The sequence below is a fragment of the Citrobacter sp. Cpo089 genome (assembly GCF_030332695.1).
GTDB lineage: Bacteria > Pseudomonadota > Gammaproteobacteria > Enterobacterales > Enterobacteriaceae > Citrobacter > Citrobacter portucalensis.
On record NZ_JAOWHJ010000033.1, the window covers coordinates 1 to 9,601 of the forward strand.

General features: G+C 48.9%; 10 protein-coding genes and 6 tRNA genes. 7 read left to right on the forward strand and 9 right to left on the reverse strand.

Annotated features, from left to right (window positions below; genetic code table 11):
- Positions 1–49 precede the first annotated feature (49 nt).
- A protein-coding gene (locus tag OGX92_RS05225; RefSeq protein ID WP_174785198.1) for an IS3 family transposase occupies positions 50–1,407 on the forward strand; the annotation gives its coding sequence in 2 pieces (ribosomal slippage) (positions 50–512 and positions 512–1,407; 1,359 coding nt in all).
- Between the two features lie 147 nt (positions 1,408–1,554).
- On the opposite strand, the gene OGX92_RS05230 is transcribed toward OGX92_RS05225, so the two are convergent.
- Positions 1,555–1,630, reverse strand: a tRNA-Ala gene (locus OGX92_RS05230).
- A 42-nt stretch (positions 1,631–1,672) separates the two neighbouring features.
- Positions 1,673–1,748, reverse strand: a tRNA-Ala gene (locus OGX92_RS05235).
- Between the two features lie 221 nt (positions 1,749–1,969).
- On the opposite strand from OGX92_RS05235, the gene OGX92_RS05240 reads away from it, so the two are divergent.
- Together OGX92_RS05240 and OGX92_RS05245 are read left to right on the forward strand one after the other, a co-directional pair.
- A complete protein-coding gene (locus tag OGX92_RS05240; RefSeq protein WP_003028277.1) occupies positions 1,970–2,332 on the forward strand; it encodes a YfeC-like transcriptional regulator in 363 nt (120 codons plus the stop codon).
- A gap of 1 nt (position 2,333) precedes the next feature.
- The gene (locus tag OGX92_RS05245; RefSeq protein ID WP_003834896.1) at positions 2,334–2,726 is read left to right on the forward strand and encodes a MerR family transcriptional regulator; all 393 of its coding nucleotides are present in this window, start codon (positions 2,334–2,336) and stop codon (positions 2,724–2,726) included.
- Between the two features lie 56 nt (positions 2,727–2,782).
- Here the strand turns inward: OGX92_RS05245 and gltX are convergent, their stop codons facing one another.
- Entirely contained in the window at positions 2,783–4,198 is a 1,416-nt protein-coding gene (gene gltX / locus OGX92_RS05250; protein ID WP_003834898.1) for a glutamate--tRNA ligase, read from the reverse strand.
- A gap of 258 nt (positions 4,199–4,456) precedes the next feature.
- Between gltX and OGX92_RS05255 the strand changes: the two genes are divergently transcribed.
- The 4 genes from OGX92_RS05255 (at position 4,457) to OGX92_RS05270 (ending at position 4,857) form a co-directional block, all read left to right on the forward strand.
- Positions 4,457–4,532: transfer RNA gene (locus OGX92_RS05255), tRNA-Val, on the forward strand.
- Positions 4,533–4,578: 46 nt separating this feature from the next.
- Positions 4,579–4,654 (forward strand) — tRNA-Val (locus OGX92_RS05260).
- Positions 4,655–4,701: 47 nt separating this feature from the next.
- A tRNA-Val gene (locus OGX92_RS05265) sits at positions 4,702–4,777 on the forward strand.
- Positions 4,778–4,781: 4 nt separating this feature from the next.
- Positions 4,782–4,857, forward strand: a tRNA-Lys gene (locus OGX92_RS05270).
- Between the two features lie 151 nt (positions 4,858–5,008).
- Here the strand turns inward: OGX92_RS05270 and OGX92_RS05275 are convergent.
- The 6 genes from OGX92_RS05275 to OGX92_RS23445 all read right to left on the reverse strand — a co-directional run.
- Complete coding sequence (locus tag OGX92_RS05275; RefSeq protein ID WP_063942024.1) at positions 5,009–5,893, reverse strand: LysR family transcriptional regulator; 885 nt, start codon at positions 5,891–5,893, stop codon at positions 5,009–5,011.
- A 98-nt stretch (positions 5,894–5,991) separates the two neighbouring features.
- Positions 5,992–7,248: a nucleoside permease gene (locus tag OGX92_RS05280; RefSeq protein WP_003834901.1), complete on the reverse strand. Its 1,257-nt coding sequence runs from the start codon at positions 7,246–7,248 to the stop codon at positions 5,992–5,994.
- Between the two features lie 56 nt (positions 7,249–7,304).
- Positions 7,305–8,138 (reverse strand): xanthosine phosphorylase, encoded by an 834-nt coding sequence (xapA, locus tag OGX92_RS05285; protein WP_003834904.1) that lies wholly within the window; start codon positions 8,136–8,138, stop codon positions 7,305–7,307.
- 325 nt (positions 8,139–8,463) lie between these two features.
- The gene (locus tag OGX92_RS05290; RefSeq protein WP_008785396.1) at positions 8,464–8,733 is read right to left on the reverse strand and encodes a YdgH/BhsA/McbA-like domain containing protein; all 270 of its coding nucleotides are present in this window, start codon (positions 8,731–8,733) and stop codon (positions 8,464–8,466) included.
- A gap of 230 nt (positions 8,734–8,963) precedes the next feature.
- Complete coding sequence (locus tag OGX92_RS05295) at positions 8,964–9,359, reverse strand: DUF302 domain-containing protein (protein ID WP_003834908.1); 396 nt, start codon at positions 9,357–9,359, stop codon at positions 8,964–8,966.
- A 180-nt stretch (positions 9,360–9,539) separates the two neighbouring features.
- The coding region (locus OGX92_RS23445; protein WP_071528444.1) for an IS1 family transposase at positions 9,540–9,601 on the reverse strand (62 nt) is incomplete at its 5' end.

The following is a 9,601-nucleotide window of genomic DNA, read 5'->3' on the forward strand; positions in this document are numbered from 1 at the left end:
AACTGCACCCAAAAAGTTGGACACCCAACGAAGTAAGGTGCAGTTTTTTATGAGCAAGTATTCTCTCAGCTTCAAGCTTGAGGTTGTGCAGCACTATCTTTCCGGGCTGGAAGGACAGGAGGCGACTGCAAAACGTTTTGGTATCGATCACAGTGCCGTTCGTAAATGGTCTGCCGCCTGGAAGCTCCATGGCGAAGCCGGGCTTACAACCCGGCATTTCACCTATTCTCCTGCTTTTAAAGAGTCCGTTATCCTGCATATGCGTGAACACCAGCTGTCTGTTCGCGAAGTCTGTGCAAAATTCACTATCCCTGCCTTTTCCACTGTTAGTCAGTGGGAACGACTGTATGATGAAGGGGGATTAGAAGCCCTTACAGACAGTCGACGCAGGAAAAAAACGATGCCAGAACGCCCTGAGAATCACCCCGTCCCTCCTTTGCAGACCCCCCTTGCTCCGGATGAACGTGAGGAACTTGAACAACTGCGTGCTGAAGTGGCATATCTAAAAAAGCTGCAGGCCTTACTCAGGGAAAGAAGCACGTCAGGACGCGGGATAAAGCGCAGGTCGTGAATGAGTTAAGGCTGAAGTTCCCTCTTGCACGCTTGTTAAAAGCTGCAGGACTGGCAAGAAGCACGTTCTACTGGCAACTGGCCAACGGTAAAAAACCAGACAAATATGCCGATGATAAGCAGCATATTTTAACGCTGTTCCATAAACATAAAGGACGGTATGGATACAGGCGAATCACGCTGGCTGGCCGCCGGGAAGGAAGCTTACTGAACCATAAAACGGTTCAGAGGTTAATGAAGGTGTTAGATTTAACCTGTTGTATCAGAAGGAAGAAATATAACTCTTACAAAGGCCGGCATGGGAAAGTTGCGGGTAATGTACTGAACCGGCAGTTCAGTGTGGATAAACCCAACCAGAAGTGGGTAACAGATGTCACGGAATTTAAAATAAGCGGAGAAAAGCTGTATCTGTCCCCGGTTCTGGATCTGTATAACGGAGAAATAGTAGCGTATCAGATGGAGTCCCGTCCTCTTCTGTCGATGGTGGATAACATGCTGTCGAAGGCTATATCTGTACTGGGCAAAAACGAATACCCGCTGCTCCACTCAGATCAGGGCTGGCAATATCAGATGGCGCATTATCAGAACCGGCTAAAGGAGGCGGGTCTAAAACAGAGCATGTCAAGAAAGGGAAACTGTCATGACAATGCAGTGATGGAGAGCTTCTTCGGCACACTGAAATCTGAGTGTTTTTACCTCACGGAACACAAGAATATCAGCGAGTTGCGCATGGCTATCGATGACTACATCCACTATTACAACCATGAAAGAATAAAACAGAAACTGAAAGGCCTGAGTCCGGTAGAGTACCGAACCCAGGCCCAGATAACCGCTTAAAATAAACTGTCCAACATTATGGGGTCAGTTCAATTCTTCTCCCCGGTTTTTTTATGCCTGCTATCCAGCAAACCGAAGAGATACAGGATAAGAACAGGTAGGAAACAGAAACAAAAAACCCCCGCTTTTCAGCGAGGGTTTAAATTTTGGTGGAGCTAAGCGGGATCGAACCGCTGACCTCTTGCATGCCATGCAAGCGCTCTCCCAGCTGAGCTATAGCCCCACGATGCTATTACGTACGTACCAAATTTATTGGGATTAAATTTGGTGGAGCTAAGCGGGATCGAACCGCTGACCTCTTGCATGCCATGCAAGCGCTCTCCCAGCTGAGCTATAGCCCCATTACGTAAAGCTTGTCGAGTTGACGGGCGGCATCATATGAATTCCCTTCGCGTGTGTCAACGGCAAAATTAACTCATAGAATTCAATCGCTGAAAAAGCAGTCAAATGAAGAACATTGCGTAACAACTCGCATTCAGTAGTTAAACGCGTCACGGTTTCTACTAAAATGGTGCTATAAAATGAGCCACTAATTAACCCCACGACTATTCAGGGAATCGTTATGTTCAAGGAACGGATGACGCCAGAAGAACTTGCTAATCTGACCGGATACAGCCGACAGACCATCAATAAATGGGTGCGCAAGGAGGGTTGGGCTACATCACCAAAACCAGGCGTACAGGGCGGTAAAGCGCGTCTGGTTCACGTCACCGAACAAGTTCGTGAATACATTCGCAGTGCTGAGCGTTCAGCCGAAGGTTTATCAGATAATTTATCGTTATCCGGCGATACCTCTATCGAAGCTCTACTGATTAGGCTCGCCAAAGAGATGACTCCGTCAGAACAAAAAATGTTTACGTCACTGATCCTGCGTGAAGGCATTACGGGTTTGTTACAACGCTTAGGGATCCGCGACAACAAATAATATGAAAAAATTACGCAGCAAAATGACGACCGAAGAACTGGCGGAATGTCTCGGGGTTGCCAAACAAACCGTCAATCGTTGGATCAGAGAACAAAACTGGACCACCGAAAAGTTTCCCGGCGTTAAAGGGGGTCGTGCAAGGCTGATCCATATCGACTCCAGCGTCCGTACGTTTCTGCTCAATATTCCGGCTTTTCGCAAAGTCCCTGAAATTTATCAGGCTGAGGAGCCGCTGGCAGAATATACCCACGTGGTGCGTAGCCACGCCTGTCGCCAGATAATCAGCGCACTGGACAACATGTCCCCAACGGAACAAGAAAAGCTGGCTATGTATATTTCGCGCGAAGGTATTCGCACTTTCCTTACCCGTCTGGGTATTGATGAGTCTGAATAACAGGCAAAAAAAACGGCAGGATGCGCTCCTGCCGTTGTTTCATCGCTCAACCGATCTTACTGCTGGCTTTCACGCTCAGCAATAAACGCCAGCGCTTTATTAATACGCTCAATGCTGCGTGATTTACCAATCGCATGCACCGTGACGTCTAACGCCGGAGACTGACCCGCGCCGGTTACGGCTACGCGCAGCGGCATCCCAACTTTACCCATACCCACTTCCAGCTCATCAGCGGTTGCCTGAATCGCGTGGTGCACGTTTTCTGCCGTCCACTCGCTGATAGCAGCCAGCTTATCGCGAACCACTTCCAGCGGCTGACGCGCTACCGGACGCAGGTGTTTCTTAGCTGCATCCGCGTCGAACTCAGCAAAGTCTTCGTAGAAGTAGCGGCAGCTCTGCGCCATCTCTTTCAGCGTTTTGCAGCGCTCACCCAGCAGTTTAACCAGCTCAGACAGCTGCGGACCGACGCGAGTATCGATATTTTCCTGCTCAATGTGCCATTGCAGATGCGTTGCCACATATTCTGGTGCCAGCGAATTAATGTAGTGATGGTTCAGCCACTGCAGTTTTTCGGTGTTGAACGCACTGGCAGACTTGCTCACCGCACTAAGGGAGAACAGTTTGATCATCTCTTCACGGGTGAAGATTTCCTGATCGCCGCTGGACCAGCCCAGACGCACCAGATAGTTCAGCAGCGCTTCCGGCAGGTAACCGTCGTCGCGATACTGCATAACGCTGACCGCACCGTGACGTTTAGAGAGTTTTTTACCGTCGTCGCCGTTGATCATCGACACGTGTGCATAAACCGGCACCGGCGCATTCAGCGCTTTCAGGATGTTGATCTGACGCGGAGTGTTGTTGATATGGTCTTCACCACGAATAACGTGAGTGATTTCCATATCCCAGTCGTCGACAACAACACAGAAGTTGTAGGTCGGGGAACCGTCAGTACGGCGGATGATCAGATCGTCCAGCTCCTGGTTGCTGAATTCGATCGGCCCACGGATCTGGTCGTCAAAAATAACGGATCCATCCTGCGGGTTGGCGAAACGCACCACGCATGGTTCATCAGCAGCATGATGCTCATGGCCGTGGCGGCAGCGACCGTCGTAACGTGGCTTCTCACCGTTTGCCATCTGCTCTTCGCGCAGTGCGTCCAGACGCTCTTTGGAGCAATAGCATTTATACGCGGTACCGGCTTCCAGCATCTCATCAATCACGGCGTTGTAGCGATCAAAACGTTTGGTCTGGAAGTACGGGCCTTCATCCCATTCCAGATTCAGCCAATTCATGCCATCCATAATGGCTTCAATAGCTTCCGGAGTGGAGCGTTCGAGATCGGTGTCTTCAATACGCAGCACAAACTCACCGTCATGGTTACGTGCAAAAAGCCAGGAATATAGAGCAGTACGCGCACCACCGACATGCAGGTAACCTGTCGGGCTTGGCGCGAAGCGAGTTTTGATTTTCATGAAATGGCCTTACGTTTATAAAGATGCCGACAACCGGCAAATCCTGGGAAGATTATCAGGCTCGTATTCTATCACTGTGGTCTGATTCCTCAATGTTGTTCAGGTTGGAACATCACGCTTTGCCATTTTCGTATACAAATCATGCTGCATGGATTGATTTGCGATCGTTTTGTTTAAATTTACGACGAACGAACAAATTCTTTAGAAAATGCGTTGACTCATTTTCAACTCTCCCTATAATGCGACTCCACACAGCGGGGGTGATTAGCTCAGCTGGGAGAGCACCTCCCTTACAAGGAGGGGGTCGGCGGTTCGAACCCGTCATCACCCACCAACTACTTTATGTAGTCTCCGCCGTGTAGAGTAAGAAATTGAGAAGTGGGTGATTAGCTCAGCTGGGAGAGCACCTCCCTTACAAGGAGGGGGTCGGCGGTTCGATCCCGTCATCACCCACCACTTTCTCGACAGCTGGATTTCTTACAATAAAATTGAAGTACCGAAGTGGGTGATTAGCTCAGCTGGGAGAGCACCTCCCTTACAAGGAGGGGGTCGGCGGTTCGATCCCGTCATCACCCACCACTTCGGGTCGTTAGCTCAGTTGGTAGAGCAGTTGACTTTTAATCAATTGGTCGCAGGTTCGAATCCTGCACGACCCACCAATGTAAAAAGGCGCCCTAAAGGCGCCTTTTTGCTATCTGCGATTTATAAGATTCGAACCTGCATCGCCTGATGCGCTACGCTTATCAGGCCTACAGACGCCCCTGACACACGCAGGCCGGATAAGACGTTAGTCGCCATCCGGCACAGACATCACATCGTCAATGCCGCTACCAGTTTCTCCAGCGCGGGTGTCGCCTGCTGTTGGTCATACACAATATACAAATCCGCCGGAATACGTTCCTCTAACGGTCGAAATACCACGCCAGGCCAATTCATCTGCGCATAGCTGTCAGCAATTAACGTAATACCAATCCCCATGCTGATCATCGCCAGCACCGTTTGCGGCTCCCTCACCTCACGAATAATCATCGGGGAAAATCCAGCACTCAGGCAAACTCGCTGCAAAAATGCCCAGTCAGTATGAATGGAAGGCATTGTGACAAAATATTCATTTCTCAACGCCTCCAGCGGTATGGACTCACAGGCAGTAAGAGGATGTTCTTCCGGCATGGCAACCAGAAAAGAGGACTCATGCAAACGCAAACTGGTAAAACCGGGAGAAAGCTCCATAGCCATCCGCCAAATTCCCGCATCCAGTTCACGCCGTTCCAGCATCGTCATCTGCATCGCGGGCATGTTCTCGCGAAACAGCACCTCAACATTGGGATTATCCTTCATAAAACGCCGCATCACCGGACGCATTTTTCCCCACATCGCTGTACCGATAACGCCAAGCTCAATTCGCCCTGCCTCACCACGACCAATTTGCTCCACTCTCGCCAGCGCCTGATTGGCACTGGATAACAGTCGGCGCGACTCTTCCATCAATATCTTTCCCGCGTGAGTTAACGCCACGCTGCGGGAATGACGGATAAATAGCAAAGTGCCGAGCTGTTGCTCCAGCTCTTTAATATGGGTACTGAGCGGCGGTTGCGACATATTCAGGCGAGCAGCAGCACGTCCAAAATGCAGTTCTTCTGCGACAGCAAGAAAATAACGCAGTAACTTCAGATCGATGCGGTGCGTGCGTTCCATGGATAATGCGCTCCTGAAATAAGGATAATGCGCAAAGTTACCACATTGCCTCGCAGAAAATGAAACGGCGGGTATCAGATCCCGCCGCCAATGGAGTGTTAATGTGCCGGTGATTTCTGTGCCAGTCGTTCAGGCTCATGCTTGTACTTGAAGAACAATGCAAAGATAACCGCCAGAGCCAGCGCATACGCGGCAAACACCAGCCAGATAGTTTGCCAATCCTTGACACCATCGACAGAAAAATAGTCTACCGCCATACCACTCAGGATTGATCCCACCCACGCGCCAACGCCGTTTACCATCGTCATAAACAGCCCTTGCGCGCTGGCGCGAATGTTAGAGCTAACCTCCTGCTCGACAAATACCGATCCCGAGATATTGAAGAAATCAAACGCACAGCCGTAGACGATCATCGACATCAGCAGCAGCACAAAACCAAACGGCGACGGATCGCCAAAGGCAAAGAAGCCAAAGCGCAGCGTCCATGCCAGCATGCTCATCAGCATCACCGTTTTTATGCCAAAGCGTTTAAGGAAGTACGGAATAGTGAGAATAAAGCCCACCTCCGCCATCTGTGAAACGGAAAGCAATATGGAGGGATACTTCACCACAAAGCTGTCGGCAAATTCCGGGTTACGGGCAAAATCATGCAGGAACGGATTGCCAAAGACGTTGGTGATTTGCAACACCGCCCCCAGCATCATCGCAAACAAAAAGAAGATTGCCATCTGCGGTTTTTTAAATAGGACAAAGGCGTCCAGACCGAGCTTGCTGGCAAGCGTGGTGTTTGCTTTCTTCTCAGCAACCGGGATTTTCGGCAACGTAAGCGCATACAGAGCCAGCAGCAACGATGCCCCTGAAGCGATATACAACTGCGCGCTGCTCAGTTCCAGTCCCATCAAACTGACTGTCCACATCGCCACAATAAACCCTATGGTGCCAAACACACGAATTGGCGGGAACGCGGTGACCGGATCCTGACCCGATTGTGCCAGACACGAGTATGAGACGCTATTCGATAACGCAATCGTCGGCATATACGCCATTGCGTTAACCAGCATCACCCAAAACATGGTCTGCGGATCGGTAACGGTTGTGGCATATAGCAACACGCCCGCACATACAAGATGACAAAGCATATAGGCGCGCTCGGCGCGTAGCCATTTATCGGCAATGATGCCCATAATGCCCGGCATGATAATCGCCGCTAGCCCTTTCGAACTGTAAATCATACCGACGTTCGCACCGGTAAAATCCAGGGTATTAATCATGTAGGAACCCAGGGTTACCAACCAGCTTCCCCAGATGAAATATTGCAAAAACGACATGAGCTTTAAGCGAGATGCGATACCCATTTTTCCGTTCCTTGCCATAAAGTAAGACCCCGCAAGCGGGGTCATTTTTTAGTTATTCAGGCCAGTTTGCGCAAGAATCCGCAGATCAAATTGATGAAATTCTGCCGGGAGAGTTCCGCCGCAGCCAGCGTCTGCGCGTGAGATAATTTAACATCACCCAGACCTTCCGCCAGGTTGGTGATGGCCGCCACCGCAACCACTTTCAAACCGCAGTGGCGCGCAGAGATAACTTCAGGCACCACCGACATCCCCACCACGTCGCCACCGATAATTTGCATCATGCGGATTTCTGCCGCGGTTTCAAAGTTCGGCCCCGGATAAGAGACAAAAACCCCTTCACTCAGCGAGAATCCTTCCTCAGCGGCAACAGTTTGCAGGACCGCACGGTAGTCAGCATCATAGGCATTCGCCAATGAAAAGAATCGCTCACCAAAACGCTCATCGTTTGGCCCTACCATCGGCGTACCCGGCATCGTATTGATGTGATCGCTAAGCGCCACGAGGCTACCCGGTCCGACTTCGGGACGCAAAGAGCCTGCGGCATTGGTGCAAAACAGCAGCTCACATCCCAGCAGCTTCAGCGTACGAATGGCATCCGTCATCACCGTCATACCGCGACCTTCATAGAAATGTCCACGTCCTTTCATACAGGCCACCGGAATTCCCGCCAGATTTCCCAATACCAGTTCACCAGCATGACCGTGTACGGTACTCACCGGGAACCCTGGTAGTTTCTCGTAAGAGATGGCAACCGCATCCTCAATTTGATCCGCCAGCGCCCCCAGGCCGGAGCCGAGGATAAAGGCTACGCGCGGCGTAAAATCCGGTTTGTAACCACGAATGATATCAGCGCTATACCAGGGATTTTGCGAGAAAAGAGAGTGGCTCATGAGATGTCCTTAATACTGAGTAATCGAAATAACGTAGCGTACCGCATTGTTATAGCGAGACTACGCAATCGATTACCAATACCGTTTATCCCGATTACCGATAGTAAATCGGTATAGATGGTATGTGCTAAATCAGCCTGAACTCACATTTTTTTTCTGCCAGAAATGGCAAGGAGTACCAACATATCTGGAATTCGTCAGACGAGTGGGCTGACAAAGCCCGCCCTGAGAATGACTGACAAACATTTGTTGATTATTAATAAGCGAAAGCAGGTATAACAACGCACTTTCGCTAATCAATAATCAAAACGGGGGAAACTGCTGTTTACTTTTTATAGAGTTCGCTGGTCACTACAGCCTGAGAACCATTGCCTATAGAAGAGAAGTTCTTAATGACAAAGAAATCAGCACCTTCTTTATCTGCCATTTTCGAAATTTTGTGCATACATTGATTCACCGTATTTTCCGTTACGGTGATTGACTTGACATGCTTTAAACTATTGGCTTCTTGTTGCGAGATTTCTGTAGCAGCAAAGGCAGACAGACTGAGAAAACACAAAGAAGCGGCCAATGATGTGACTAATGTCTTTTTCATAACTATCCTCATAACTTACATATTAATATTTGAGCGTCAAGATATACTTTCTACATAATATTGCAAACAAAAACCCTTCAATTTATAAAATAGACGAATCGACAAACATTGAAGAGTAATGAACATCATATGTATTGTTCAATAGGTTTATTATAGCGGGTTAAATACTTTCATAATAAACGCAGAAAAATAACACTAAATATCCGCGAGGAATTTAGTGCTATTTGCAATTAATTACCGGCCACTTCGTTAAGAAGAGTTGCCAGAATGCTAACTGGAGCAACAATATTATGTGCAACACCATAATCAAACTCCAGAACAGTACTTGCATCCTGATAATCTATATGGGTATCACCATTGTCATCCTGCCAAATAACCACCCGTAGGGGTAACTCTATTGCCGCATGAGGATTTGCTTGCATGGCAGGAGTACCACCCTTTGGGTTACCAAACAGAAATAACATCGTCGGTCGCAGAGCAAGACCTACATCCGTTGCCGCTTGCTGTTGATCAACCTGCACAAAAATACGAATATTTTTAGCATTCAATACGCTGACGAGTCTGTTTACAGTATCATCAAAATTGAACTTACTAGGCAGCGTTTTTGTCCGCTCCGGCTTTCTCATCTGTTGTTCCTTTATTTATAGAATATTCATGAAAATACCCGCCAGCGAATGACGGGTATTGATAAATGCTAGCACAGTTATTTAGGCGTCACTTCGACAGAGCCCCAGCTGATACCATTTGGGTTGTTGTCTACCGGAAGCGTGTTCACTACCTTACGCTCATTAGGTAATGACTCCAACTTATTGATAGTGTTTTATGTTCAGATAATGCCCGATGACTTTGTCATGCAGCTCCACCGATT

Bases quoted from the DNA above. Each gene is read 5' to 3' on its own strand.
- OGX92_RS05295 (WP_003834908.1), bottom strand. From the start codon at position 9,359: ATGAGAAAGCCGGAGCGGACAAAAACGCTGCCTAGTAAGTTCAATTTT.
- OGX92_RS05240 (WP_003028277.1), top strand. From the start codon at position 1,970: ATGTTCAAGGAACGGATGACGCCAGAAGAACTTGCTAATCTGACCGGA.
- OGX92_RS05290 (WP_008785396.1), bottom strand. From the start codon at position 8,733: ATGAAAAAGACATTAGTCACATCATTGGCCGCTTCTTTGTGTTTTCTC.
- OGX92_RS05245 (WP_003834896.1), top strand. From the start codon at position 2,334: ATGAAAAAATTACGCAGCAAAATGACGACCGAAGAACTGGCGGAATGT.
- gltX (WP_003834898.1), bottom strand. From the start codon at position 4,198: ATGAAAATCAAAACTCGCTTCGCGCCAAGCCCGACAGGTTACCTGCAT.
- OGX92_RS05275 (WP_063942024.1), bottom strand. From the start codon at position 5,893: ATGGAACGCACGCACCGCATCGATCTGAAGTTACTGCGTTATTTTCTT.
- OGX92_RS05280 (WP_003834901.1), bottom strand. From the start codon at position 7,248: ATGGGTATCGCATCTCGCTTAAAGCTCATGTCGTTTTTGCAATATTTC.
- xapA (WP_003834904.1), bottom strand. From the start codon at position 8,138: ATGAGCCACTCTCTTTTCTCGCAAAATCCCTGGTATAGCGCTGATATC.